We start from the raw sequence: 24,786 nt of genomic DNA, 5'->3' as shown, positions 1-24,786 counted from the left end.
CGCCCTCCTTTACCAGCGCCGCTCGAAACGACGGCGCAGCAAGATGGCGCCGATGTTCATCGCGACGAGGAAGAAGAGGAGCACGATGATGGCACCAGACGTCCTTTCGACAAAGGCACGCTCGGCTTCGCTCGCCCACATGTAGATCTGCACCGGCAGCGCCGTCGAAGGATCGAGCGGCGATGTCGGATAATTGGCGACGAAGGCGACCATGCCGATCAGAAGAAGCGGCGCGGTCTCGCCGAGCGCATGGGCAAGCCCGAGGATCGTGCCGGTCAGAATGCCAGGCATCGCGAGCGGCAGAACATGATGGAAGACCATCTGCATGCGCGATGCGCCAAGACCGAGCGCTGCGCTACGGATCGACGGCGGCACGGCACGCAAGGCGGAGCGCGTGGCGATGATGATCATCGGCAGCGTCATCAGACTCAGCACGAGACCGCCGACCAGCGATGCCGAGCGCGGCAGCCCCATCATGTTGATGAAGACCGAGAGACCCAGCAGGCCAAAGACGATCGAGGGAACGGCAGCGAGATTGTTGATGTTGACCTCGATCAGATCCGTCAGCCGGTTCTTCGGTGCGAACTCTTCCAGATAGATCGAGGCAGCAACGCCGACCGGCAAGGCAAGTACGAGAACGGTCAGCATTAGGTAGAGCGAGCCGATCAGCGCGACACCAAGCCCGGCGGCTTCCGGCCGGCTCGAATTGCCCGACAGAAAGAGACCGCTGTTGAAGGCCTTGTGAAGCGCGCCGCTTTCGCTGAGTTGCTTCATCCATGCGACCTGGCGGTCGGAAATCTTGCGATCCTTCTCGCTGACGGTCAGATCGATCTGCCCCTTGTTGGCGGAATCGATGTTGGCGCTGGCCAGGAATGTGACGTTCTGTGTCGTCCCGATGATCGAGGGGTTGGCAACGACTCTGTCGCGCAACACGATCCTGGCGCTGTCCGACACCATCGCCATCGCCTCGCGCACAAGCGTGCGATTGGCCGGATCGATGCCAAGCGCTTTCACCAACGCATCGCGCACCAGTACGGGGTAATTGGCAGCGATCAGCACCTTCGGATCGTTCATGCGCTTACCCGTCTGGTCGATTACCTTCTCGGTGAATTCGATCGGCAAGGTGATCGAAGTCTGGACAAAGGCGGTATAGCCTGTGCGGACCACGGTCGAGACCAGGATGATAAGGAAGACGAGACCGAAGATGACGGCGGTCATCCCATAGGCGCGAAAGCGACGTTCGGCCGCATAGCGCCGCTTAATGCCGATATCTCGGTGCACAGACGCACCCGGCGTCAGACCGCGCGGCATGTTGAGCTGGGAGGAGGACACGACGCCGCTCATTCGTATTGCTCCCTGTATCGACGGACGATGTAGAGCGCATAGACGTTGAGGCACAGCGTCAGGCAGAACAGCGTGATGCCGAGGGCGAAGGCGACAAGCGTCTGCGGCGAAGTGAACTCCAGATCGCCGGTCAGCTGATTGACGATCTTCACCGTGACCGTCGTCATCGGTTCGAAGGGATCGAGCTGCATGCGCGCGGCAACGCCTGCGGCCAGCACCACGATCATGGTTTCGCCGATCGCCCGCGACGCGGTCATCAGCAGCGCGCCGACGATGCCGGGAAGAGCGGCCGGCAGCAGAACACGCTTGACCGTTTCCGACCGCGTGGCGCCAAGCCCGAGCGAGCCGTCGCGCAGCGAGCGCGGCACAGCCATGATGATATCGTCCGACAGCGACGAAACATAAGGGATGAGCATCACGCCCATGACAAAGCCGGCCGTCAAAACGCTCTGTGCCTCGATGAAGCTTCTGTAGTTTCCGGTCATCAGCCCGTCGATCTCGGCGGAGATATCGCGCAGGAAGGGGCCGACCGTGACAAGGGCGAAGAAGCCGTAGACGATCGTTGGAATGCCGGCCAGAACCTCCAGCATCGGCTTGGCGATGGAACGGACGCGAGCCGAGGCATATTCGGCCATGTAGATCGCCGCAAACAGACCAATGGGCACGGCGAAGAGCATGGCCACAAGCCCGATATAAATCGTGCCTGCCAGGAGCGGGATCAGACCGAAGGTGCCCGAGGTCTGCGCGCCGGCGCCGGTGAAGCGCGGGTCCCAGACGGTACCGAAGAAGAACTCGCTGGCCGGCACCATACTGAAGAAACGCGCCGCTTCCGAAAGCATGGAAACGACGATGCCGACCGTTGTCAGCACCGCGATGGAGGAGGCAACGATCAGGGCTCCGAGGATGACCTGCTCGACCCGGTTGCGGGCGCGAAAACGCGGCGCAATCGCGTGAAGGCCATGGGCCGCGCAAAGCAACGACAGGACGATCGCCGCCGCCGCCATGACCATGCGGCTCAATTCGCGCATGCCATTATATCTATTCGCGGCCTCGATCATATAGCCCGTGGGGCGTACGGCGAGTGGAACGCCCTTCTGCGCCAGCAGCAACTGAAGATCGGCCTTGCCGCCATCGACATCGGCAAGCTCCTGGCTATCGAGCATGCGCATGCCACGGGCGATGCTGCGCACCATGCCGTAGCTGAGATTGAGCTCAGCCGGCGGCAGAGACTGAACCTCCTCGGGAAAGGATTTGGTCACCAGCCGGTCGATGACCATGGGACTGACGATCAGCCAGACGCAGACGAGCGCCAGGGGCGGAAGTACCGCCCATATGGCGGCATAGGCACCGTGATAGCCGAGCCGAGAATGCATGGACGAAGACCTGCCGCCCGACAGCGCAGCCGCCCTCACCCGCCCCAGCACGAAAGCGGAGGAGCCGAAGACCGACAAGCAGAGCAGCAACAGCGATACACTCATTCCCATTCCCCGGCGAACCCCGGGGCAGCGGAAAGCCGCCCCGGTGCCCGACCCTTCAGCAGTCACATGATCTTCCCGCCCGCGAAATCCTTGCGGATCTGGTCGCGTTCAGCATCCGGCGCCGGCACGAGGCCATATTCCGCCAGCGGGCCGTCCGGTCCGATCATCTGATCGCTCGTGAAGAAATCGACATATTCCTTGAGCCCCGGGACGACACCCAGATGGGCCTTCTTGACGTAGAAGAACAGCGGCCGCGATACCGGATAGGTGCCATCGGCGATCGTCTCGCCCGAGGGCACAATGCCACTGACGGTGGCGACCTTCAGCTTGTCGGCGTTGTTCTGGAAAAAATACAGGCCGAACACGCCAATGCCATGCTTGTTGGCATTGATGCGGGCCAAGGTTTCGGGATAATCGCCATCGATATCGACTGCGGCGCCATCCTTGCGCACGGCAATGCATTTCTTGGCCTGCTGAGCGGCGTCGGAGAATGCTACCTTGATGACATCGGCCGCGCCGGAAGCCTTGCAGCCGGCAGCAAGCACCTTCTCTTCGAAAACTTCGCGCGTGCCATGCTTCTCGCCCGGAATATAGGCGGCGATTTCAAAATCCGGCAGCGATGGATTGATCTCAGACCACTTCTTATAAGGATTGGCGACGAGCTTACCGTCGACGACGACCTCGGCAGCAAGCGCCTTGTAGAGATCGACCGGTTCGAACCTGATATCCGGATTGCTCTTGTCGAAGGCAAAGACGATGCCGTCATAGCCGATCTTGACCTGCTGGATGTCAGCGACACCGGCAGCCTTGCAGGCTGCGACTTCGCTGTCCTTGATCGGACGAGAGGAATTGGCAATGTCGATCGAATCCGTTCCCACACCCTTGCAGAATTCCTTCAGGCCGGCTCCGGAGCCGCCGGACTCGACCACCGGGGTCTTGAAGTTGGTGAAGGTCTCGCCGAAAGTTTCGGCCACGATCTTGGCATATGGGAATACGGTCGATGAACCGGCGATCTGAATTTGATCGCGGGCGGTTGCAGTGCCGGCAAGGGCAACCGATGCAACCAGCGCAAGAATGGATATTTTCAAAGCATTCACAACGAATCCCCCTGATGAGCTTTGAAGAGCGCCGAGGTGGAGGCCACATCCACTTTTTCAGCAGTCCATTCTTACTGGCGAAAACACCGCCCTTTTATGTCAGGCGAGTGAAACAATTATGACAGGCTATATGCCTGATATAATTTGGATAAATCGCCACCTAAACCGGGGCAGGTAGAGCTTGTCAGAAGCGAACCGTAAAGTCGGTTCCCTTTCCGACTTCCGACTTGACGATCAGTCTGGCGCGATGGCGGGTCAGAATGTGCTTGACGATGGCAAGCCCGAGACCGGTTCCCTTCTTGGACCGGCTATCCTCAACGTTAACGCGATAGAAGCGCTCGGTCAGGCGCGGCACATGTTCTGCGGGTATCCCCGGCCCCTTGTCCGAGACGACGACCTCGACGGCCTGGCCGGCACCGTTCAGCAGCGAAACCTCGACCGATTTCCCTTCCTGGCCGTATTTGCAGGCATTCTCGATCAGGTTCTCGAAGACCTGCACCAGTTCGTCTCGATCTCCCAATACCTCCACCTTGCCCGCCGGCAAATGCAGATTGATGCTGACATCGAGATCACCGGCCAGCGGCAACAGGGAGTCTCGCACGTGGCCGAGCAGGGGCACGAGATCCACCTTCTGATCCGGCGCGATATGCGACTTCAGCTCCAGGCGCGACAGCGACAGGAGGTCGTCGACCAGCCTGCTCATGCGCGTCGTCTGATCGAGCATGATGCCGAGGAAACGCTGCTGCGCCTTCGGATCGGCTTTGGCAGGTCCCTGGATCGTCTCGATGAAGCCTCGCAGCGACGCCAGCGGCGTGCGCAATTCGTGGCTGGCATTGGCGACGAAATCGGAGCGCATGCGGTCGATGTGGCGCAGCTCCGATATGTCGCGGAAGGAGAGCAGGAAGAGCGCATCTTCCTGTCTGTCGATCTCAGGCAGATCAATCGGCGCGATGCGCACGACATAGACCCGTTCCGAAGGCAGGCGCTCGGAATGCTCGATCTGGTTCGGCGTATTGGTCGCGATGGTCTCGCGCACCATGTCGAGCAGACCCGGCGAGCGCAGCTTGGAGGAAATATGTGCGCCGATCGGAAAGGCACCGAAGGCTTTTTCGACGGCCATGTTCTGCACCAGCACTGATGCCTCGCGGTCGATGATCAGCACTGGCATATCGAGTGCCGCCAGTCCAGCAAAGGCGGTGCGCAACAGGGCTTGCGCATCGACGGGCGGCGCCTCGACCTGTGACGGCACCTCTACCCGCTCGACGAGCGGCGGGCGAAGCAGCGTGACGATCATGACAATCGCCCAGATCCAGAATACGGCGCCGGTATTGATGCCTTCAACCAGGGCGAGTGCGGCAATCAGCGTCGCCAGAACCAGGATGGCGCTCTCCTGCCGCAGCCGAACTGCCAACCTCCTGACAAATGACCATTCGTCTTCCAACTGCGCCGTCCTTCGCCTGCCATCATGGAACGCTGGATTCCGCGTCTTATCTGCGATTCATGACAGAAGTATTCGGCTCTATCCACAGAAGCCAGTAACTGACAAAAATAAATGTAGCCGGCAAAGGAGGGTAGCCGTAAAGGGCTTGAAACTATTGAACAAAAGCTCCAGTTTCCTGGCCAAGCTTTTTTACCGCTGCCAGCGGTAGGGTTAACGCCGTGTAAACAGCCGAGGAGCCGACATATGGGGAAGAAGACAGAAAGCCGGGCAGTTGAGTTGGATATCCATGGCATCAAGCGCATATTCGATGTCGATGACCCCGTCCTGCCGAGCTGGGTCGAAGACGAGGCGCTGACCTCGGGCGGCTACCCCTACAAGAAGAAGCTGAAGGAAGACGAATATCTCGACGAGCTGAAAGCGCTGCAGATCGAACTCATCAAGGTGCAGTTCTGGCTGCAGGCGACCGGCAAGCGAGTGATGGCGCTCTTCGAGGGGCGTGACGCCGCCGGCAAAGGAGGCTCGATCGCCGCGACGTCAGCCCATATGAACCCCCGTCTGGCGCGCGTGGTGGCGCTGACGAAGCCGACCGATCGCGAGGCCGGCCAATGGTATTTCCAGCGCTATGTCGCCCAGTTCCCGACGGCGGGCGAATTCGTGCTCTTCGACCGCTCATGGTACAACCGCGCTGGCGTCGAACCGGTCATGGGCTTCTGCACGCCGCAGCAATACGAGCAGTTTCTGAAGCAGGCTCCCCGGATGGAAAAGCTCATTGTCCAGGACGGCATCCATTTCTTCAAATTCTATCTCGATATCGGTCGGGAGATGCAGCTGAAGCGATTCCACGACCGGCGCCATGATCCGCGCGCCGTCTGGAAACTCTCCTCGATGGATATCGCCGCCCTGCCGAAATGGAAGGACTATAGCGAGAAGCGCGACCGCATGCTGAAGGATACGCATACCGATCACGCACCCTGGAGCGTCATCCGCGCCAACGACAAGCGGCGCGCACGCCTGAACCTTATCCGTCACATTCTGCTGACGCTCGACTATGACGGCAAGGACAAGGAAGCCATCGGCAAGGTCGACGACAAGATTCTCGGCATGGGATCGGCTATCCTCGCCTGACGAGGTCGAGGCATCGCCCCGGGGTTATTGCCCGGGCAGGACGCGGATGGCGTAGATATTGATGCCGCGTGCCTTGCCATCGACATCGCTGTTGATGATGAGGCGTCCCGAACCGGTCGGCGCCATGGCGCGATCGAACTTGACCTGGAACAACGAATCCGTTTTTTGTCGGCTGACGGTGAAACGGTGCCGGCCGCAACGACCGAGAGAACCGAAATCGCATTCCACGGTGATCTGCGTCGGCGCATCCGAGGTGGACTGCAATGTCAGCGCGACCGTCGAAGCCTTGCCGGCCATCTGCTGCAGCACATTGACGGGCACCTCGACCGAGCCACTGCCGTCCGGACCGCTGCTGAGCGAGGTCAGCCTCACGGCCGGCCCTTCGTTCTCCGATACATTCTCGGCCTTCGACTGCGAGCCGGTCGTCACCTTCGGCGCGTCGGTGGGCTTCAAGATCTCAAGCCATTCCGCCGAAAAGCTGTTCTGCGGATCGATGGTCGCAAGGCCCGGATTGACCGGGCCGCTACTGTCGTCCTGGTCCGAGGTATCGTCATCGTTGCTGTTGCCGCTGAAATCCTGCGAATCGACATGCGCCGGCGGATTGGGCACGCTCGTATCCCTCTGGGATGCAGACATGAGCAGGCCCGAGGTCTTAATCCACCAGGCACCGACGCCGAGGAAGGCCAGCAGAATGCAGAAGACGAGCAGGCGCGAGAAGAACTTGCGCGGCTTGCGGCGCACGGCCGCCCGCTCCGGCTTGAAATTCATCGACCGCGGCGGCGGCGCATCAGCCGTCGGACGCACATCACTGTCCGCCCCGAGATGATCGGCGGGGCCGGCGCGCATATCGCCGAAATCGTCTTCACGTGCAGCCAGCTCGGTCGAGGTCGGCTCGGGCGGAACGGCCGGGCCTGCCGACGTTGGCGGATCGCGTGTTTCTCCGCGCACGCTCATGACGGGCTCCTGCGGTCGTGCCGCTGCCTGCCTTGCATCGGACCTGAGTACGGAAGGAGAAACATGCGGAGCATCCAGCTCCGGTGAAACCGGCATCGCCTGCATGGGGCGGGCGCGTTCATCGGCCTCAATCTCGCGGATCGTCGCCTCCAGACGCTGGCGCTGGGCGGCGATGACGTTGATATCGGTAATGTCCTGCTTGCGAAGACCGGCTTCCAGAGCCTGCCGCGCCGATTGATAGATGCGAGCCCGAATTTCCGGATTGGCGCGATCAGACCGATCCAAGGCGCTTCTGATAGCCGTTTCTAATCCGCTCACATCCGATCCTTTACGCTCACTCGCACCATACTCGCATAGTCCGCTGGCAAGGCAGCCATATTTTCATCAATCGTTAACCGGATTCGGTAACGCCCCGTTCTGCAATAGGCAAGCCTCCGCCTTGGGTTAAGGGCACTCGGGCGGGGATAAACAGCAAAGACGACGCAAATGGGGTGGAGGTGAGGCAGTAGGCAGTGGGCAGTGGGCAGTGGGCAGTGGGCGAAGGTATCGGACCGGGGCGGTCAAGCGCTATTACTGTTGCCTGTTGCCTATCGCCTACTGCCTTTCCCTGCCTCTTCCACCATCTTCCCCTCTCGATAGACATCTGCTATCCCTTTTGACGTTTTCGTAAACGTCAAAAGGGATGATGTCCATGGCCCTCCCCTCCATCCTGACCGAGCACCTGCGCCTGCCGGTTGTGGCTTCGCCGCTTTTCATCATCTCGCACCCCGCCTTGACGCTCGCGCAATGCAAGGCCGGCGTCGTCGGTTCCTTTCCGGCGCTGAACGCACGTCCGGAAAGCCAGCTCGACGAATGGCTTGCGATGATCACGGAGGACCTTGCCGCACACAATGCCGCAAATCCGGACCGTCCGGCAGCTCCATTTGCGGTCAATCAGATCGTCCATACGTCGAACAAACGCCTCGAGCAGGATCTGATGCTTTGCGTGAAATACAAGGTGCCGATCGTCATTTCCTCGCTCGGCGCCGTGCCCGAGGTGAACGCCGCCGTGCATTCCTATGGCGGCATCGTACTGCATGACATCATCAACAACCGGCACGCCAATTCGGCGATCCGCAAGGGTGCCGACGGGCTGATTGCGGTTGCTGCCGGCGCCGGCGGCCATGCCGGCCAGCTTTCGCCCTTCGCGCTGGTGCAGGAAATCCGCGAATGGTTCGATGGGCCGCTGCTCCTGGCCGGCGCCATCGCCACCGGCGGCGCCATCCTGGCCGCCCAGGCGGCCGGCGCCGATCTTGCCTATATCGGCTCGCCCTTCATCGCGACGGAGGAGGCGCGCGCGGTTGATGCTTACAAGCAGGCGATCGTCGAGGGAACCGCCGCCGATATCGTCTACTCCAACTATTTCACCGGCGTTCTTGGGAATTATCTGAAGCCCTCCATTCGCGCCGCCGGCCTCGATCCGGACAATTTGCCCGAGGCCGATCCTTCCAAGATGGATTTCGAGGCCGCCACGACCGGCGTGAAGGCCTGGAAGGATATCTGGGGGTCCGGCCAAGGTATCGGCGCCGTCAAATCCATCCAGCCCGTATCCGCCCTCGTCGACAGGCTTGAGAGAGAATACCGACAGGCGCGCGCCCGACTGGCACTTTGATCGGGCGCGAAAAGCGGTACTTTTTTCACAAGCATCTCGCTTTTTTGCCAATTGGCAATTTGAGCGCTTGAAATCTCGCCACATAGACTGTATCAGCGCCATGCAAATCGCGGGGCCGAACCGAATGCTCCGCAGAATGCCGCTTTAGCTCAGTCGGTAGAGCACATCATTCGTAATGATGGGGTCACGTGTTCGAGTCACGTAAGCGGCACCACTTATCCTGTCTGCCCCGAATACCCTCAACTCTATTCCAGGCATCGCCAGTCCTCAGCAAGTCCGCCCGCGCCGTCGACCGAATTTGCCGCAAGAAGCACCGGTCCTGACGTGATCGGTCAACGACGCACCCAGGCGCGATTTTGTTGATATCGCAGGTGTGCGGACGAAGAATGATCACATATGCCTCAAAGCGGCCGGCGGATTAAGAAAGTTAAATGCGCGCCCAGTGGCAAAAGGGCCAAAACAGCCTCTGCCTTGACGGAGTCTGCTACCATGAACATCGTGCCGCACTTCTCTCCCATCCGCGTCATTCGCAACGGTTCCGGTGAAGCGAAGTCCGTAGGCTCGGCCGAGGAAGTCTGGAAGACGCTTCTCGATGACTGGCCTTCGGAGGAAGGCGACTGCTTTCTGTCGGCATTGCTCATCTGCATCGACGTCCAGCGCGGCTGGCGAGCGCCTGAGGAAGCGCGCGTCGCCTTCATTGCCGCAGCGGCCGAAGCGGGAGTTCCCTTGCTGTCGTGACAGCGCGGATCCGGCCGACGGGGCTGCGGAACATTCCAGCCAACGGCACGTTGACCGCGGAAGGAGAAACCTCATGGCCCAATGGTGGAGCAAACCCGTAATCGTCGAGACCCGCAAAACGGGCGACCGGCTGGTGATATCGAATGCGGAACGCGCCATGGAATACATGGCGAAGGAATGGCCGACGCTCGAGGACGGGCAAGCCTACAGGAGCGCCAGAAAAGCGCTGCTGGACGCGCATGAGGGCAAGCTTGACGCGGAGAAAGCCAGGGAGGCCTTCATCGCGGCTTTGCAGGAAGGCGACATCTTTATTTTCGAGGATTGAGCCTGCATCGGCCCATGATCGGCCGGTCGGCCGCTGCAATCATCTCACGTGAGGCGCCGAACGGTAGCGGCCTTATTGAGCCCGCATCGGCGACGGGGTGCCTGCCGGCCATAGGCCATGACACCCAAAACGCGGCGCGATCTTTCAGATTCGCTTTTCGCGCTTCAGATCTTTGATTTTGTGCATGTCATTGTCGCAAAACCGCTGCGCATTTTTACGCGACATGCTTCAAAGCCGCTTCAGCGAGAACGAAAAATGCCCGTGGGATTCCAAGGTCATGTATTCGAACTGCCAATGGAAATCCTTGCAGAACTTGGTGCAGGCTTCGACCACGCCATATGGAATGGCATCGACGACATTGCCGGTGCAGAAGTCGTGGCCGGCAATGCGGCCGTCCTGCTTGACCTTGACGTGGCTGATCTGCAGCTCCTCCAGGGTCGTCTCGTAGCTGTGATTGGTGTCGACATAGACCCAATCGAAAAAGCTGTTGGGAAATTCCGAAAGCCGGACGGTGGAGTAACCCTGGACGATGCGCAGGCGGCCTTGATCCAATGCGCCGCGGAATTTTGACCTGATCTGCTCCAGGCCCTCCTGATAGCGGGGCGTATCCCACGCGTCGATCAGGTAAAGCTCTCGCGGCGCGTTCTTTTCAAATATCTCGGCGGTGAAATCGCCGAAAGCCGCGCCGATCTCGGCGCAGACGCCGCCATGCGGCAGGCGGTGCAGCAGCTCGCCGCGATCGGGCAGCAGCCGGGCATTTTCCATGTGATGCAGGCCGAGCTGCGTATGCGGCATGCCGCTCTTGTACTGAAATCTCGAGTCGCGCGTTTGCATTTGGCGGCGGATACCTTCGATATCGGCTGAAGGGCAGATCGCACAGACGACCTGCTTCTGGACCGTGGATGCTGCAAGTCTTGGCATTCATGGCTTGCGTCAGGCATTCGAGCCGATCGCAAATGCCGGCCGGCGAGACAGGCCCCTCTTTCGAAACGCTCCATCGACGGCTGTAAATGGGCCGGCCGCCGACAACGAAACGCCTTTTGCGCGCAATCCGTTGAATGCATGCGATTAGCACAACCAAAGATTCAGCTTTTGGTGGTTCCGTGCGCCTTGGGATCATATTCTGGGGATGCATCATGAAAATTGCCGTTGGCGTGGCGACATGCGGTCGCAAGGCGATTCTGGGGGCGATGATCGACAGGCTTGCCGGACAGGCGCGCAAGCCGGATCATCTCTTCCTGTGCCCGGCCAAGAGTGACGACATCGATACGGAACGCTTACGTTCCGCACCCTTTCCCGTGACGATCGTCTCCTCACCGCAGGGCAGCTGCCCGCAGCGCAATGCCATCATCGATGCGGCCGTCGGCATGGATGTGGTCGTCTTCTTCGATGACGATTTCTTTCCGGCAACGAACTATCTCGCCGAAACGGAAGCCCTGTTCGAGGCGGATGAGGAGATCGTCGTGGCGACCGGCGAAGTCGTCCGCGACGGTATCCTTGGACCGGGCCTGACGGCGGACGAGGCGGACGAGGCGCTCGCAGCCGATGCCACTCCCTTTCCGGCGCCAACGATCGAGGACACGCACAACGCCTATGGCTGCAACATGATTTTCCGCCGGAAGCAGATGCTCGCAAACGGCATCTATTTCGACGAGGATCTGCCGCTCTATGCCTGGCAGGAGGATGTGGATCTGTGCCGGCGGCTGCGTCCTTTCGGCAAGATCGTCAAGTTCAATCGCCTGCGTGGCGTCCATCTCGGCGTCAAGACCGGCCGCACATCGGGCCTGCGCCTTGGGTACTCCCAGGTCGCCAATCCGCTCTATCTCGTCAAGAAGCGCTCGGTCTCGCTGAAATGGGCGCTGAAGCTGATGGGCGGCAATATCGCCTCGAATGTTGTCGGCTCTGTCAACCCACCGCCCTATATCGACCGGCGCGGCCGCCTGCAGGGCAATCTCCTCGCGGTCGGCCATTTGCTGAGCGGATCGCTCGATCCCAAATACATCAATCGGATGTGAACGCCGCGATCCAGCAAGAATCTCATGCGCGATAAAAATTGAAGTTCGGCGTTCGGACGAACCTGTTCCGTGGTAATGGTTGAAACCGGCCTCACATCCGGTGGCGTCCGTTATTCTCCATCCGTATTGAATATCGCTTCAAGGACATCTCCATGATTCACGTACTCGCCATCCTCACCGCCCATCCCGGCAAGCGCGCCGAAGTGCTCGAAGCGTTCCAAGCGAATGTTCCGGCCGTCCACGCCGAAGACGGTTGTATCGAATATACCGCCGTCGTGGATGTCGAAGGGGCCGATCCGGCCTTTGGGCCTGACACCTTCGTCGTGGTCGAGAAATGGGAAAGCCTGGCGGCGCTGAAGGCGCATGCCGCTTCCGCGCATATGGCCGCCTACGGCGAGAAGGTGAAGCATCTGATGGCCGATCGCGCCGTTCACGTCCTGAACTCGGCGTGAACCTGTCGCTGCCGGACAGCTTCTGATGTCATCATGAAACGGCGCCCCGGAGGCGCCGTTTTGCCAGCGGCCAGGCCGTCAATTGTGCGAGAAGTGCGGCTGGCTGTAATAGCGCCAGTGGCCACCGCCGCCGTGCCATCCGCGATGGCCGCCGGCATACCAGCCGTGATGGTATCCGCGCCCGCCATACCAACCGTGGTGGTGGCGATAGCCGCCATAACCGCCGAAAACACCGAATACCCCTAAGGGATAGTAGGGCTGGTAATAACCGTAATAGGGTCGGTCATAGCCATAATACGGCGCGTAATAGCCGTAATATGGGCGATAGTAGTGATGGCGGTAATAGTAGTGGTGGTGATAATGCCGATGGACGACCATCCGATGGTGGTGCCCATGGTGATGGGGACGCGCCTCGGCATAGGTTGCCGGCAACACGACCATACCTAGCGCAACCAGCGCTGTTGCCAGAATTTTCATTTCCAGCCTCCTTCAATGCCGGACGTAAACGCTACTCGTATTACTCGCGTCCTCCGGACGATATAGTAAACGCAACAGCGCCTTCGAAAGTTCCGTTATCCCTTGGAGAGCAGGCGTTTTCGCGACATCGCCATAGGTCCGCCGAAGCACGATCACGCGCTTGCCGGCCGATGGTTTCAACCGGCATCGTCAAGACGGAATGAGGAGGACGCAAGGGATGGGACAGTCGCAAAAACGGCGCCCCAAGGCGCCGTTTTCATACCTGTCCGCAGCCATCAGGCATGCGAGAAATGCGGCTTGCTGTGCCAGCGATGATGGCGATGTCCATGCCGCCATCCTTCGTGGCGATGCCAGCCATGATGATGAGGGCGATAGTCGCGATGGTGATGTTGATGCCAGCGGTGGTGGTGATGATCACGCGCCTCGGCATAGGTAGCGGGTAGAACAATAATGCCTAATGCGACGAGCGCAGTTGCAAGAATTTTCATCTATGGTCTCTCCTTGGGTGCCGAACGAGCCCCCCGGCTGCGTACGCCCGGACTAACCTAACCCACCTAAACGCGAATATGCCACGTTTGTTCCGCTACCCGCGAGACGACAGCCGCTTTCGTGCGGTTCCCATCTCTCCAACCAGTTCACGAACCGCCTGCTGGATCAACCGGCAGGCTTCCACCGAGGCTTTGCGGCCGTTATGGGCGAGATGATAGGACAGCGGCAATATCTCATCCGGATCGACGATGCGGACCTTGTCGGCGATCGGAATGGCGCTGACGCGGCCGAGAAACGAGACGTAGCCGTGATTGGCAACGAGGTCGACGATGACGGGCAGCGAGTCGGCCGAGGTAATGTCGCGGCCGAGAAACCGGCGGCGGTCGCGACTGTCATAGCCGAAGGCCGTCGCGGCATTGCCGATACCGGTCCGGGGGCTCGGCACGCAGAGCGGATGATTTTCGACGAGCGCGGCGAATGTATGCTCCGTGCTGTCGGGCGGGGCGATCGCCACCATGTCCGTGGCGATCAGTTCCACATGTTCGAAGGCATCGAGGCCGAACACGGAATCGACGATGGCGACATCGATACGGCCTGATCGAAGCGCCTCGCGCAAATCATCGGCCGTCATCAGCATTAGCGACAGCATGTTGCGGTTGCCGCCGATGTTCCAGCGCGACACCAGGCTTGCAAGCGAACGGGCGACCCAGCTTTCCGAACCGGTTGGAATGATCGAGCCGATGCGGACCGCGCGTGCAGTGCGCTGAAAGCGCTCGTCCGCCGTCGCTTTCATCTCGTCCCAGGCCTGCGCAATGGCGGAGAGAATGGCGTGAACCTGCTGTCCGGCCTCCGTCAGCACCGAGCCTTGCGCCTGCCGCGCGAACAGGCGGCAGCCGAATAATTCCTCCAGATTGGCGATCTGCAAGGAGAGCTGCGGCTGGCCAAGACGCAGGCGGCGGGCCGCCCGATTGATGCTGCCCTGATCGGCAACCTCCAGAAAGCGTTCTATGGTGGCGATCTTCAGCGGCAGGCGCGCGGCCCATTGGTCATAGTACCCAGGCGCCGGCGGCTCCTTCACCAGGGTGGAAAGCTGACGCATGCTCGCGAGAATAGGTTGCAGGCCCTTTTGAACCTTCGAACTCGCCAGAAGGGTTGCAAGCTCGCCGGAGGCGCGCTCGACAAGCTTCATGGCCAGCTCGGTCTCTAGCCGGCGCAACGCGCTTGAGACGGTCGAAGCGGAAAAAGACAGCCGCCGCGCGGTCTCCCTCACCGAGCCGATGGAGAACACCATGTCGGCTATGAACAATGCGCCGAGATACAAATCAGATCTCCTCAGCCGCGGCACGCATCCTGGCTCGACCGCAGCAATATCAACGATATCCCGACGATATGACGTGTTCTCGAAAAAAGATATCCCTAAGCCGAAAAGCGACAGCTATCGTTTCTTTGTCGCCTTACCGATCCAGCCGCAAAAATGAGATCGGAACAGCGCCAAACGGGTAAGGGGAACAAAAACAAACGCACTTGCCCCCGAAAAAAGAAATCCAATTTCGCGCGAATGTCGAGTACGCTCGTCATAATCGCGCGACTGCAACGGGTATCCGAAGCACATCGACTTTTCCGCGATGAGCGCTACCTGCCTGAAGCAGCCACGAATTCGCCTGTGGGCTGACCGCCCGCTCCAAGCCTGCCTGTCCGGACTGCGGCCCTTCAAGGCGGCGCGGGCAAGCAGAAGAACGATTTAACGGGGTACAAAGGGAAACATCATGTTCAAGAAGCTTGCACTTGCCGCCACGCTGACGGCTCTCCTTGCCAGTGGCGCCAGCGCCGCCGACGTCGTCGTCTCCTCGAAGATCGACACCGAAGGCACGCTGCTCGGCAACATCATCCTCGCGGCGCTCAATGCCAACGGCATCAAGGCGCAGGATCGCATCGCTCTGGGCACGACGCCGGTCGTGCGCAAGGCGATTACCGCGGGCGAAATCGACATCTATGCCGAATATACCGGCAATGCCGGCTTCTTCTTCAACAAGGCCGACGATGCGGCCTGGAAGAACCTGCAGCAGGGTTATGATCTGGCGAAAAAGCTGGACTATGACGCCAACAAGATCGTCTGGCTGACGCCCTCGCCCGCCAACAACACCTGGGCGATCGCTGTGCGCAGTGACGTCGCCGGCCCGGCCAAGCTGAAAACCATGTCGGACTTCGGCAAGTGGGTTGCTGGCGGCGGCTCTGTGAAGATCGCAGCCTCTTCCGAATTCGTCAATTCGCCGGCAGCCCTGCCGGCCTTCGAAACCACCTATAGCTTTAAGCTAAAGCCGGATCAGGAAGTGGTGCTTTCGGGCGGCGATACTGCGGCGACGATCAAGGCTGCTGCCGACCAGACCAACGGCGTCAACACGGCGATGGTCTATGGCACCGACGGCGCCATCGAAGCCGCCGAACTGACCGTGCTCGAGGACGACAAGAGTGTGCAGCCGGTCTATGCGCCGACGCCGATCATCCGCGAGGCTGTGCTGAAGGCCAATCCGAAGATCGAAGAGGTTCTGGCTCCGATCTTCAAGGGTCTGACAGCCGACGTGCTGCGCAAGCTCAACGGCCGCATCCAGGTCGATGGCGAGCCGGCTAAGGCTGTTGCCGAATCCTACCTCAAGGACAATGGCTTCCTGAAATAAGGCATTGACGCTGCTCTCGAGCATGATGCCGAAAAGTGTCAACGGTTTTCGGACGACATCATGCTCTACTCCTCTGGTTCCGGAGCGGATTCAGATTTTAGGTCCAGTAGACCTAAAATCATCCGTTCCGGCGGCTCCATTTTGATAAGGTGGAGCCGCGGGGTCTCAATTGGGCATGATCTTGTCCGAACCCGCCTTGAATTCTGGGCTCATGTGCTGACGGAGCTTGCCTGATGGAAGATGCGCTAGCGGTCCGCAGAGTGGACCGTCTCGGAGTGGTATTGGTGGCCGGCGGCGTGCTGGCAACGGCCTGGATGCCGTTCATCATCGTCAAGGCAAACCGCATCGCCGCCGGCAAGCCACAACTGCTGACGCAGCTTCTTGCCCAGCCGTCCGCCCTATGCCTGCTGGTCCTTCTGGCCGCAGCCGCGCTCGCCGCGCTTTTCCTGCGCAACCAGGTCATTCGCCTCGGGATCGCAACACTCGCGATCGCCATGCTGATCGTAACCCTCGGACTGGTCTCGACGGCCGCAACGCCTGCGGGCAGCACCGTGGCACGTATTACGCCCGGCGGCTGCTTCTGGGTGCTGCTCGCCGTCGTGGGATTGATGATTTCGGACGCGCTGGTCAAGCTGCGGCTGACACCCTGGTTGCGGGTCGGGGCGCTGGCTGTTTATGCAGCGCTGCTTGCCGTCGTCCTGCGCTCCGGCCTGCTCAACAATCTCTCGATCATGAAGGAATACGCCAACAATGCCGACAAATTCTGGCATGAGGCGCTCAACCACGTGTTCCTGTCTCTGGGCTCAGTCGCCATCGCCATCGTGCTGGCGCTGCCGCTCGGCATCTTCTGTTATTGGCAACCTAGCATCCGAGCCGTGGTATTGCGGGCGCTGAGCCTGGTGCAGACCATCCCCAGCCTTGCCCTATTCGGCATTCTCATGCTGCCGCTCGGCTATATCGCCGCCAACGTGCCTTTCGCCGCCGAGATCGGCGTCAAAGGCATTGGCGTGGCGCCGGCGTTGGTAGCACTCGTCATCTATTCGCTGCTGCCGATCGTCGCCAATACCGTTGTCGGCCTTGCCGGCGTCGACCCTTCCGTGCGCGATTCCGCCGCCGGCATGGGCCTGACGCGCCGGCAGATCCTGACCGGCATCGACCTGCCGCTCGCCTTCCCCGTCATCCTCACGGGCATCCGCATCGTGCTGGTACAGGCAATCGGCCTCGTCACCGTGGCGGCATTGATCGGCGGCGGCGGCTTCGGCCTCTTCATCTTCCAGGGCATCGGCCAAACGGCCAATGACCTGGTGCTGCTCGGCGCCGTGCCGACGGTCTTTCTCGCCTTCTCATCGGCCGTCATCCTCGATGCGGTCATCGACAGCATCCGGGGACAACGCGCATGACCAGCATGATCGAGCTCAAGGGCGTCACCAAGCGGTATGGCAACGCAACGGTCGTCGACAATGTCAGCATGAGCATGGAGAAGGGCACAATCACCGTCATCGTCGGCACCTCCGGCTCCGGCAAATCGACGCTGATGCGCATGATCAACCGGCTGGTGCCGATATCGGGCGGCCACATCTCCGTTGCCGGCGAGGACATCATGAATGTGCCGGCGACCGAGCTTCGCCGCCGTATCGGCTATGCCATTCAGGGGCACGGGCTCTTTCCGCATCGCACCGTTGCGCAGAATATCGCTACCGTCCCCGAGCTGCTCGGCTGGGAAAAGACGCGCATCGACGGCCGTGTCGAAGAGCTCCTCAATCTTTTCCATCTCGACCCCGGCACCTTTGCCGGCAAATATCCAAGCCAGCTTTCCGGTGGCCAGCAGCAGCGCGTCGGCGTCGCACGCGCGCTTGCAGCGGAACCGGAATTGCTGCTGATGGACGAGCCCTTCGGCGCACTCGACCCGGTCATCCGCGGCAAGGCGCAGGACGACCTGCTCGCCATCCAGAAGCAGTTCGGCACGACCATCGTCCTCGTCACCCACGATATGGACGAGGCCTTTCATCTCGGCGACCAGATCGCCGTCATGAGCGGCGGCAAGCTGCTGCAATGTTCCGAGCCTGAGAAAATCCTGACCGAGCCGGCCGATCCCTTCGTGCAGCAGCTGACCGGCACATCCGATCGTGCCTTGAAGCTGATGTCGCTGCTGCCATTGAAAGAGAGCATGCAGCCGCCGCGGCCGGGACTAGGCTACAGCCTGCCGCAAACCCTCAATCTTCGCGACGCTTTGGCCGAACTGATCTGGCAGGGCGCGGACGAGGCGACGGTCGAGGACGAGCGCAAGGTGCCCGTCGGCTCGATCTCGATCCAGCACCTGATCGAGCTGGGCCGCAAAGCATGAAATTTCTCGCCGCCAATCTCTTTCGCCTCCTGGCTCTGGCGCTGCTGCTGGTGATGCTCTTCCGTCCGGAATGGCTGATACCTGTTCTGGCACCGCTGACCAAATTCGGGGCGTCTCCGATCTATACGCAGAACAGCCTGCCGAGCCTGGCGCTCAGCCATCTCGAGCTGATCCTTGTCTCGATCGCCGCAAGCGGGATCCTGGCCGTGCTTGGCGGTATCTTCGTCACGCGGCCGATCGGCGCCGACTTCCTGCCGCTGTCGCGAGCGATCGCCAATGCCGGCCAGACCTTCCCGCCCGTTGCCGTGCTGGCGCTTGCGATCTCAACCACCGGCTTCGGCGCCGTCCCGACATTCATCGCGCTGTTTCTCTACGCGCTGCTGCCGATCTTCGAGAACACGGTAGCCGGGCTGCAGCAGGTACCCGCCTCGGTGCTCGATGCCGCCGACGGCATGGGCATGAACGGCTGGCAGCGGCTCTTCCGCGTCGAGTTGCCGCTTGCCCTGCCGCTGATCATCGAAGGGCTGAAGATCGCGACCGTTATCAATATCGGCACGGCGACGATCGGCTCCACCGTCGCCGCCAAGGGGCTGGGTGAAGTCATCATCGCCGGGCTCATCAACGACAACACCGCCTTCATCCTGCAGGGCGGCCTGATCGTTGGCCTGATGGCGGTGCTGATCTATGACGGCATGGAGATGATCGAGCGGTCGGTCACCAGCAAGATCGGCCTTCAACCTCATTGAGGTCGACGCCGATCACAGCTTCCCATCAGTTGCCTTCGCCTGACGGCAAGGATGCGCCGGGCAGGTAAAGCGAAATCGGTCTGACTTCATAAACGGCGGTGGGATTGACGCGGCGCAATTCGCGCGCTGCCTCGACTGCCCCCTCAATCGTCGGAAAATCGACGACGTAGAAGCCGAGCAGCTGTTCCTTGGTTTCTGCAAACGGCCCGTCGATGACCATGCCCGCACCCTTCCCCCGCAAGGTGACGGCGTTCTGCGTCGATCCGAGACGCGCAGCCGGCCCCAGCGATTTCTGCGCGACCATGCGGTCATTGATCTCCAAAAGCTCCTTCATGAGCGCGGTATCCTCCTCCTTGCTCCAGGATTCGACGATACTTTCCTCGTGATAGGCCAGAATGGCGTAGTACATGGTTTCTCCCCCCTTGAGCCCTATACGTGAGCGCCGGGGAGTTAAGCAGACCGATCGCAATCCGGGAACCCCGGATCTATGCTCGGCTGGAGATATGGCGAGTTTCCCCATGCTTGCCTTCGCTGGCTGCCGATGGCATTGGCTGCAATGATATGTCCCGACGATTTATGGAGGCACCGATGGCCAAGATGATTCACTCGATGATCCGCGTGCTGGACGAGGCGCGCTCGATCGAATTCTACGATAAGGCTTTCGGCCTGAAGGTTGCCGACCGTATTGCCTTCGAGACCTTTACCCTGGTCTATCTCAGCAATGCCGAGACCGGCTTCGAGCTGGAATTGACCATCAATCAGGGCCGCATCGAGCCTTATGCACAAGGGGATGCCTACGGCCATCTCGCGGTTTCAGTTTCGGAACTGAAGGACGAGCATGCGCGTATGACCAAACTCGGGCTCAACCCCGGCAAGATCATCGAACTCAATCGTGATGGGAAGCTTTTTGCATTGCTGTTCTTCGTCACCGACCCCGATGGTTACAAGATCGAGGTGGTGCAAAAGCTTGGGCGGTTCAACTAGCCCAAACAGGGAGCGAGCCCCGCATCGGCGGGGCATCCGGCAGTTCCGCCAGCGCGCTCACATCCAATAGGGCGGCACGCCAAAATAATCGTGGCTCTTGTGGCCATGATTCTTATGGTCGTGGTCGTCCTTGGCAGCGAAGCGGCACGCCTTTTCGATGTCGTTCTTGGTCATGCTGACGCGATAGCCATCAATGTGGGCATCGTAGCGCAGCTTCTCCCACGGCAGCCGGTAGTGCTCCTGGCCGATGCCGAAGAAACCGCCGAAGCTCAGAATGACGAAAGCGATGCGTCCATCACTTTTTTCCAGCATCAGCCGCTCGATATGACCAATCTGTTTGCCGTCCGAGCCGTACACTCTCGACCCTTCGACGCGATCGCAGGGGACCAGCATCGACATGTCCTTAATGTAAAGGTCACGACCCGAAAAATCGGCACTCTCTTTATGCATATGCGCACCTCCTTCTGGATACGCGTCACATAAACTATGGAGCGTCCGATCTGCTCTTTGGGGCAGCACGATGCTCCGATGGGTTTAAACCCATGGCGCTATTAACGCTCCGTTGTCATAAAAGTTCCAGTACTTTTTTCAAGATTGTAAAAAACGTGAGCGCAAGACGATTATTGACGTTTACGTCAAGGTTATTGTAGCTTCGGTTGCGCTCCAATGATTTAGTTGAGAGCAAAGACTGCGGCGATGTGAAAAGCGGGAGACTTTTTGATCGTCCAATGACACTCTGCATAGCCGCCGCATATGACGGCGGGGCGTGGTGATGGTGCGTAGAGGAGGAAATGCGCATGAATTCAGTCTCCGCTCCTTCGGATAGACCGCAGGTCAAGAAAATATGGCTCGCCTCCTATCCGGATATCGTACCGGCGGAGCTGCCGCCGCTGGAACATGCATCGCTCGCCGAACTGCTGGAGGAAAGCTGTGCGCGCTATGCCGACAGACCCGCCTTCACCAGCATGGGCAAATCCATCACCTATCGCGATCTCGATCTGCAGACGCGCAAAATTGCCGCCTGGTTGCAGAGCCTCGGCCTCAAGAAGGGTGATCGCGTTGCCGTCATGATGCCGAACGTGCTGCAAAATCCGATCGCAGTTTATGGCATTCTTCGCGCCGGGCTCGTCGTCGTCAACGTCAACCCGCTCTACACGCCACGCGAACTCGAACATCAGCTGCGCGATTGCGGGGCCAAGGCGATCTTCGTTCTGGAAAACTTCGCCCATACGGTCGAGCAGGTTCTGGCCCATACGGATGTACGCCATGTCGTCGTCACCGCGCTCGGCGACATGCTCGGCGCCAAGGGCCACATTGTCAACTTCATCGTCCGCAAAGTGAAGAAGCTGGTTCCAGCCTGGTCCATTCCCGGCCATCGCAGTTTCAAGAGCGTGATCGCCGAGGGCTCGCGTCTGCCCCTGAAGCTATCGGAACTGACCGGCAGCGACATCGCATTTCTGCAATATACCGGCGGTACGACCGGCGTCGCCAAGGGCGCGATCCTTACCCATGCCAATCTGCTCGCCAACCAGCTGCAATTGCTGCTCTGGCTCCAATCCGCCTATATCAACAAGCCGCGCCCGGAGCAGCTGACCTTTGTCTGCGCCTTGCCGCTCTATCATATCTTTGCACTGACGGTGAATTCGCTGATGGGCATGTCGCTCGGCGGCCATAATGTGCTGATCGCCAATCCACGCGACATACCGGCATTCATCAAGGAGCTCGGCAAATACAAGTTCGACATGTTCCCCGGCCTGAACACGCTATTCAACGCGCTGATGAACAATCCGGAGTTTAGCAAACTGGACCTGTCCAATACCGCAACGCTTGCCGGCGGCATGGCGGTGCAGCGGCCAGTCGCCGAACGGTGGCAGAAGATGACGGGCGCCTGGATCACGGAGGGCTACGGCCTTTCCGAGACGTCGCCGGTTGCCAGCGCCAATCGTTTCGACAGCCCGGAATTTACCGGCACGATCGGCCTGCCGATTACAGGCACCGATTTCGATATTCGCGACGAGAACGGCAATTCCCTGCCGCTCGGCGAAGTCGGCGAAATCTGCATTCGCGGGCCGCAGGTCATGGCAGGCTACTGGAAGCAGCCGGCAGAGACCGCGCGCGTCATGACGCCGGACGGCTTCTTCCGCAGCGGCGACATGGGCTTCATGGACGAGCGCGGCTACACCAAGATCGTCGATCGCAAGAAGGACATGATCCTGGTCTCGGGCTTCAACGTCTATCCGAACGAGATCGAGGAAGTCGCCGTCATGCATCCGGGCGTTCTTGAGGCCGCAGCAATCGGCGTGCCCGACCCGCATTCCGGTGAAGCGGTGAAGCTCTTCATCGTCAAGAAGGATCCGGCGTTGACGGAGGCCGACGTCAAGGCTCATTGCGCGGAAAACCTTACCAACTACAAGCGTCCGCGCTTCATTGAATTCCGCACCGAACTGCCGAAATCGAATGTCGGCAAGATCCTGCGCAAGGAGTTGCGCGGCTGACATAATTCGATGTCATTCAGGAAGCCGCTCGTGCTTTTTCACGAGCGGCTTTTTTCGTTTTGGGCGATAGGTGAACTTGATTTACGCCCTACATAGGGAATAGTTTTCGCGACCAATCTCAAAGCGCTTGGCCCGGTTTTGAAGGCCAGCAGCGCGAACCGCAAGGAGCCTCCCATGAACGCCCTCGTCGACCAACTGAAGAGCACCGCATCGGCAACGAAGGCCACGGATATTCGCGCCGCTTTCGCCGCCGATCCGAAACGCTTTTCCCGCTTCAGCGCCTCGTTCGACGACCTATTGATGGATTACTCCAAGACGGCTGTTAACGACGATATCCTCGCCCTGCTCGAGAAGCTCGCAGCCGAGGGCGGCGTTGCCGCCAAGCGCGAGGAAATGTTCTCCGGCGTAGCGATCAACTTCACCGAAAATCGCGCCGTTCTGCACACTGCGCTGCGCAACCGCTCGAACAAGCCGGTGCTCGTCGATGGCAAGGATGTCATGCCTGATGTCAACGCGGTTCTGGCCGCAATGGGCAAGTTCGCCGACGGCATCCGCTCGGGCGCCGTGAAGGGCTCGACGGGCAAGGCGATCACCGATGTCATCAACATCGGCATCGGCGGCTCCGATCTCGGGCCGGTCATGGCAACGCTGGCGCTCGCCCCCTACCACGACGGCCCACGCTCGCATTTCATCTCCAACATCGACGGCGCCCATATCGCCGATATCCTGAAGCTCGTTAAGCCAGAAACGACGCTCTTCATCGTTGCTTCGAAGACCTTCACGACCATCGAAACGATGACGAACGCCCAGACGGCGCGCAAGTTCATCGCCGACGCGCTCGGCGAAGCTGCCGTGCAGCATCACTTCGCCGCCGTTTCGACGGCGCTCGATAAGGTCGCCGCCTTCGGCATCGACAGTGAGCGCGTCTTCGGCTTCTGGGATTGGGTTGGCGGCCGCTATTCGATCTGGTCGGCCATCGGCCTGCCGCTGATGATCGCGATCGGCCCGGAAAACTTCGGCAAGTTCCTCGATGGCGCACATGCGATGGACAACCATTTCCGCCAGGCGCCATTCAAAGAAAACCTGCCGATGCTGCTCGGCCTTATCGGCTTCTATCACCGCAACGCGCTCGGCTATCCGACGCGTGCGATCCTGCCCTATGACCAGCGTCTCTCGCGCTTCCCGGCCTATCTGCAACAGCTGGATATGGAATCGAACGGCAAGGGCGTCACCATCGACGGCACGCCGGTCGAAGGCAATTCCGGCCCGGTCGTCTGGGGTGAGCCCGGCACCAACGGCCAGCACGCCTTCTATCAGCTCATCCATCAGGGTACGAGCATCATCCCGGCCGAATTCATGATCGCCGCCAACGGCTTCGAGCCGGAGCTGCGCCACCAGCACGACCTGCTGATGGCCAATTGCCTGGCACAGTCGGAAGCGCTGATGAAGGGCCGCACCTTCGAGGAAGCCAAGGCTCAGCTCACCTCCAAGGGCATGGACGACAAGAAGGCTGATTTCATCGCGCCGCACCGCGTCTTCACCGGCAACCGCCCGTCGATCACCTTCGTCTATGACAAGCTGACGCCCTTTGCACTGGGACGCCTGATCGCGCTTTACGAACATCGCGTCTTCGTCGAGGGCGTGCTCTTCCGCATCAACTCCTTCGACCAATGGGGCGTCGAGCTCGGCAAGGAACTGGCAACAGGCCTGCTTCCGGTCATCGAAGGCAAGGAAAGCGCCGCCGGCCACGATTCCTCGACGCAGGGGCTGGTGGCAGCGCTCGCAAGCCGCGCGAAGTAAGCCGATTATCCACCTCCTCCTTGAGGAGGGAGGTCGCCGCAAAGCGACGAGTAGGGGTGATTGAGCTCTCCGCATCGGAACGACCAAAGGATCACCCCACCTCGGCACGACGTGCCGACCCTCCCCTCAAGGCAGGGGTATCGCATATGAGCGGAG

At 60.3% G+C, this 24,786-nt stretch carries 25 protein-coding genes and 1 tRNA gene; 15 read left to right on the top strand and 11 right to left on the bottom strand.

Annotated elements, in window-relative coordinates:
* Positions 1 to 9: 9 nt before the first annotated feature.
* From pstA to phoR, 4 genes are all read right to left on the bottom strand, one after another.
* A complete protein-coding gene (gene pstA, locus AC13RC_RS00130; protein WP_488556157.1) occupies positions 10 to 1,344 on the bottom strand; it encodes a phosphate ABC transporter permease PstA in 1,335 nt (444 codons plus the stop codon).
* On the bottom strand, positions 1,341 to 2,822 hold the full coding sequence (gene pstC, locus AC13RC_RS00125) for a phosphate ABC transporter permease subunit PstC (protein WP_488556156.1): 1,482 nt from the start codon (positions 2,820 to 2,822) through the stop codon (positions 1,341 to 1,343). The genes pstA and pstC overlap by 4 nt, the downstream gene beginning before the upstream one ends.
* Positions 2,823 to 2,884: 62 nt before the next feature.
* Positions 2,885 to 3,919 carry a substrate-binding domain-containing protein gene (locus AC13RC_RS00120; protein ID WP_113351261.1) on the bottom strand — a complete coding sequence of 345 codons (1,035 nt, stop codon included), beginning with the start codon at positions 3,917 to 3,919 and terminating at the stop codon, positions 2,885 to 2,887.
* Between the two features lie 184 nt (positions 3,920 to 4,103).
* Positions 4,104 to 5,360, bottom strand: a complete 1,257-nt coding sequence (gene phoR, locus AC13RC_RS00115) for a phosphate regulon sensor histidine kinase PhoR (RefSeq protein ID WP_488556155.1) — start codon at positions 5,358 to 5,360, stop codon at positions 4,104 to 4,106.
* Between the two features lie 243 nt (positions 5,361 to 5,603).
* On the opposite strand from phoR, the gene ppk2 reads away from it, so the two are divergent.
* Positions 5,604 to 6,485: a polyphosphate kinase 2 gene (gene ppk2, locus AC13RC_RS00110; protein ID WP_488556154.1), complete on the top strand. Its 882-nt coding sequence runs from the start codon at positions 5,604 to 5,606 to the stop codon at positions 6,483 to 6,485.
* A gap of 24 nt (positions 6,486 to 6,509) precedes the next feature.
* On the opposite strand, the gene AC13RC_RS00105 is transcribed toward ppk2, so the two are convergent.
* The gene (locus AC13RC_RS00105; RefSeq protein ID WP_488556153.1) at positions 6,510 to 7,757 is read right to left on the bottom strand and encodes a hypothetical protein; all 1,248 of its coding nucleotides are present in this window, start codon (positions 7,755 to 7,757) and stop codon (positions 6,510 to 6,512) included.
* Between the two features lie 373 nt (positions 7,758 to 8,130).
* Here AC13RC_RS00105 and AC13RC_RS00100 point away from each other — a divergent pair, with 373 nt between their 5' ends.
* The 4 genes from AC13RC_RS00100 (at position 8,131) to AC13RC_RS00085 (ending at position 10,153) form a co-directional block, all read left to right on the top strand.
* A complete protein-coding gene (locus tag AC13RC_RS00100) occupies positions 8,131 to 9,090 on the top strand; it encodes an NAD(P)H-dependent flavin oxidoreductase (protein WP_488556152.1) in 960 nt (319 codons plus the stop codon).
* A 138-nt stretch (positions 9,091 to 9,228) separates the two neighbouring features.
* A tRNA-Thr gene (locus AC13RC_RS00095) sits at positions 9,229 to 9,304 on the top strand.
* A gap of 275 nt (positions 9,305 to 9,579) precedes the next feature.
* Positions 9,580 to 9,828: a DUF982 domain-containing protein gene (locus AC13RC_RS00090; protein WP_162746365.1), complete on the top strand. Its 249-nt coding sequence runs from the start codon at positions 9,580 to 9,582 to the stop codon at positions 9,826 to 9,828.
* Between the two features lie 73 nt (positions 9,829 to 9,901).
* Complete coding sequence (locus AC13RC_RS00085) at positions 9,902 to 10,153, top strand: DUF982 domain-containing protein (RefSeq protein ID WP_488556151.1); 252 nt, start codon at positions 9,902 to 9,904, stop codon at positions 10,151 to 10,153.
* Between the two features lie 228 nt (positions 10,154 to 10,381).
* Here AC13RC_RS00085 and AC13RC_RS00080 read toward each other — a convergent pair whose 3' ends face one another.
* On the bottom strand, positions 10,382 to 10,987 hold the full coding sequence (locus AC13RC_RS00080; protein ID WP_488556728.1) for a class I SAM-dependent methyltransferase: 606 nt from the start codon (positions 10,985 to 10,987) through the stop codon (positions 10,382 to 10,384).
* A gap of 302 nt (positions 10,988 to 11,289) precedes the next feature.
* Between AC13RC_RS00080 and AC13RC_RS00075 the strand changes: the two genes are divergently transcribed.
* Complete coding sequence (locus AC13RC_RS00075; protein ID WP_488556150.1) at positions 11,290 to 12,168, top strand: glycosyltransferase family 2 protein; 879 nt, start codon at positions 11,290 to 11,292, stop codon at positions 12,166 to 12,168.
* Positions 12,169 to 12,320: 152 nt separating this feature from the next.
* Positions 12,321 to 12,620, top strand: coding sequence for an antibiotic biosynthesis monooxygenase (locus AC13RC_RS00070; RefSeq protein ID WP_183810454.1), 300 nt, complete (start codon positions 12,321 to 12,323; stop codon positions 12,618 to 12,620).
* 78 nt (positions 12,621 to 12,698) lie between these two features.
* On the opposite strand, the gene AC13RC_RS00065 is transcribed toward AC13RC_RS00070, so the two are convergent.
* The 3 genes from AC13RC_RS00065 to AC13RC_RS00055 form a co-directional block, all read right to left on the bottom strand.
* Complete coding sequence (locus tag AC13RC_RS00065) at positions 12,699 to 13,097, bottom strand: hypothetical protein (protein WP_069611227.1); 399 nt, start codon at positions 13,095 to 13,097, stop codon at positions 12,699 to 12,701.
* 256 nt (positions 13,098 to 13,353) lie between these two features.
* Complete coding sequence (locus AC13RC_RS00060) at positions 13,354 to 13,515, bottom strand: hypothetical protein (protein ID WP_162746364.1); 162 nt, start codon at positions 13,513 to 13,515, stop codon at positions 13,354 to 13,356.
* A gap of 165 nt (positions 13,516 to 13,680) precedes the next feature.
* Positions 13,681 to 14,877 carry a LysR family transcriptional regulator gene (locus AC13RC_RS00055; RefSeq protein WP_488556727.1) on the bottom strand — a complete coding sequence of 399 codons (1,197 nt, stop codon included), beginning with the start codon at positions 14,875 to 14,877 and terminating at the stop codon, positions 13,681 to 13,683.
* Between AC13RC_RS00055 and AC13RC_RS00050 the strand changes: the two genes are divergently transcribed.
* From AC13RC_RS00050 to AC13RC_RS00030, 5 genes are all read left to right on the top strand, one after another.
* The gene (locus tag AC13RC_RS00050) at positions 14,774 to 15,064 is read left to right on the top strand and encodes a hypothetical protein (RefSeq protein ID WP_488556763.1); all 291 of its coding nucleotides are present in this window, start codon (positions 14,774 to 14,776) and stop codon (positions 15,062 to 15,064) included. The two genes, AC13RC_RS00055 and AC13RC_RS00050, sit on opposite strands and share 104 nt — an antisense overlap.
* Positions 15,065 to 15,352: 288 nt before the next feature.
* A complete protein-coding gene (gene osmF / locus AC13RC_RS00045) occupies positions 15,353 to 16,261 on the top strand; it encodes a glycine betaine ABC transporter substrate-binding protein OsmF (RefSeq protein WP_069611224.1) in 909 nt (302 codons plus the stop codon).
* Between the two features lie 233 nt (positions 16,262 to 16,494).
* A complete protein-coding gene (locus AC13RC_RS00040) occupies positions 16,495 to 17,661 on the top strand; it encodes an ABC transporter permease (protein ID WP_488556149.1) in 1,167 nt (388 codons plus the stop codon).
* On the top strand, positions 17,658 to 18,605 hold the full coding sequence (locus AC13RC_RS00035; protein ID WP_113351273.1) for an ABC transporter ATP-binding protein: 948 nt from the start codon (positions 17,658 to 17,660) through the stop codon (positions 18,603 to 18,605). Before AC13RC_RS00040 ends, AC13RC_RS00035 begins: the two co-directional genes overlap by 4 nt.
* A complete protein-coding gene (locus AC13RC_RS00030) occupies positions 18,602 to 19,351 on the top strand; it encodes an ABC transporter permease (protein WP_488556148.1) in 750 nt (249 codons plus the stop codon). The genes AC13RC_RS00035 and AC13RC_RS00030 overlap by 4 nt, the downstream gene beginning before the upstream one ends.
* 25 nt (positions 19,352 to 19,376) lie before the next feature.
* On the opposite strand, the gene AC13RC_RS00025 is transcribed toward AC13RC_RS00030, so the two are convergent.
* Positions 19,377 to 19,760, bottom strand: coding sequence for a YciI family protein (locus tag AC13RC_RS00025; protein ID WP_113351275.1), 384 nt, complete (start codon positions 19,758 to 19,760; stop codon positions 19,377 to 19,379).
* A 179-nt stretch (positions 19,761 to 19,939) separates the two neighbouring features.
* Between AC13RC_RS00025 and AC13RC_RS00020 the strand changes: the two genes are divergently transcribed.
* Positions 19,940 to 20,335, top strand: coding sequence for a VOC family protein (locus AC13RC_RS00020; RefSeq protein WP_488556147.1), 396 nt, complete (start codon positions 19,940 to 19,942; stop codon positions 20,333 to 20,335).
* A gap of 57 nt (positions 20,336 to 20,392) precedes the next feature.
* On the opposite strand, the gene AC13RC_RS00015 is transcribed toward AC13RC_RS00020, so the two are convergent.
* Positions 20,393 to 20,785 (bottom strand): PRC-barrel domain-containing protein, encoded by a 393-nt coding sequence (locus AC13RC_RS00015; RefSeq protein ID WP_183810445.1) that lies wholly within the window; start codon positions 20,783 to 20,785, stop codon positions 20,393 to 20,395.
* Positions 20,786 to 21,132: 347 nt separating this feature from the next.
* Between AC13RC_RS00015 and AC13RC_RS00010 the strand changes: the two genes are divergently transcribed.
* Together AC13RC_RS00010 and pgi are read left to right on the top strand one after the other, a co-directional pair.
* A complete protein-coding gene (locus tag AC13RC_RS00010) occupies positions 21,133 to 22,830 on the top strand; it encodes a long-chain-fatty-acid--CoA ligase (RefSeq protein WP_488556146.1) in 1,698 nt (565 codons plus the stop codon).
* 174 nt (positions 22,831 to 23,004) lie between these two features.
* Positions 23,005 to 24,630, top strand: coding sequence for a glucose-6-phosphate isomerase (gene pgi / locus AC13RC_RS00005; RefSeq protein WP_488556145.1), 1,626 nt, complete (start codon positions 23,005 to 23,007; stop codon positions 24,628 to 24,630).
* Positions 24,631 to 24,786 lie beyond the last annotated feature (156 nt).

The sequence above is a fragment of the Martinezella sp. CNPSo 3890 genome (assembly GCF_057784455.1).
Note: the sequence above shows the minus strand (reverse complement) of the source record. Positions and strands in the feature narration are given on the sequence as shown.

Coding starts and splice junctions, on each gene's coding strand:
- pstA (WP_488556157.1), bottom strand. CDS start 1,344: ATGAGCGGCGTCGTGTCCTCCTCCCAGCTCAACATGCCGCGCGGTCTG.
- pstC (WP_488556156.1), bottom strand. CDS start 2,822: ATGAGTGTATCGCTGTTGCTGCTCTGCTTGTCGGTCTTCGGCTCCTCC.
- ppk2 (WP_488556154.1), top strand. CDS start 5,604: ATGGGGAAGAAGACAGAAAGCCGGGCAGTTGAGTTGGATATCCATGGC.
- AC13RC_RS00100 (WP_488556152.1), top strand. CDS start 8,131: ATGGCCCTCCCCTCCATCCTGACCGAGCACCTGCGCCTGCCGGTTGTG.
- AC13RC_RS00090 (WP_162746365.1), top strand. CDS start 9,580: ATGAACATCGTGCCGCACTTCTCTCCCATCCGCGTCATTCGCAACGGT.
- AC13RC_RS00085 (WP_488556151.1), top strand. CDS start 9,902: ATGGCCCAATGGTGGAGCAAACCCGTAATCGTCGAGACCCGCAAAACG.
- AC13RC_RS00080 (WP_488556728.1), bottom strand. CDS start 10,987: ATGCAAACGCGCGACTCGAGATTTCAGTACAAGAGCGGCATGCCGCAT.
- AC13RC_RS00075 (WP_488556150.1), top strand. CDS start 11,290: ATGAAAATTGCCGTTGGCGTGGCGACATGCGGTCGCAAGGCGATTCTG.
- AC13RC_RS00070 (WP_183810454.1), top strand. CDS start 12,321: ATGATTCACGTACTCGCCATCCTCACCGCCCATCCCGGCAAGCGCGCC.
- AC13RC_RS00065 (WP_069611227.1), bottom strand. CDS start 13,097: ATGAAAATTCTGGCAACAGCGCTGGTTGCGCTAGGTATGGTCGTGTTG.
- AC13RC_RS00050 (WP_488556763.1), top strand. CDS start 14,774: ATGGCCAGCTCGGTCTCTAGCCGGCGCAACGCGCTTGAGACGGTCGAA.
- AC13RC_RS00055 (WP_488556727.1), bottom strand. CDS start 14,877: ATGGTGTTCTCCATCGGCTCGGTGAGGGAGACCGCGCGGCGGCTGTCT.
- osmF (WP_069611224.1), top strand. CDS start 15,353: ATGTTCAAGAAGCTTGCACTTGCCGCCACGCTGACGGCTCTCCTTGCC.
- AC13RC_RS00040 (WP_488556149.1), top strand. CDS start 16,495: ATGGAAGATGCGCTAGCGGTCCGCAGAGTGGACCGTCTCGGAGTGGTA.
- AC13RC_RS00035 (WP_113351273.1), top strand. CDS start 17,658: ATGACCAGCATGATCGAGCTCAAGGGCGTCACCAAGCGGTATGGCAAC.
- AC13RC_RS00030 (WP_488556148.1), top strand. CDS start 18,602: ATGAAATTTCTCGCCGCCAATCTCTTTCGCCTCCTGGCTCTGGCGCTG.
- AC13RC_RS00025 (WP_113351275.1), bottom strand. CDS start 19,760: ATGTACTACGCCATTCTGGCCTATCACGAGGAAAGTATCGTCGAATCC.
- AC13RC_RS00020 (WP_488556147.1), top strand. CDS start 19,940: ATGGCCAAGATGATTCACTCGATGATCCGCGTGCTGGACGAGGCGCGC.
- AC13RC_RS00015 (WP_183810445.1), bottom strand. CDS start 20,785: ATGCATAAAGAGAGTGCCGATTTTTCGGGTCGTGACCTTTACATTAAG.
- AC13RC_RS00010 (WP_488556146.1), top strand. CDS start 21,133: ATGAATTCAGTCTCCGCTCCTTCGGATAGACCGCAGGTCAAGAAAATA.
- pgi (WP_488556145.1), top strand. CDS start 23,005: ATGAACGCCCTCGTCGACCAACTGAAGAGCACCGCATCGGCAACGAAG.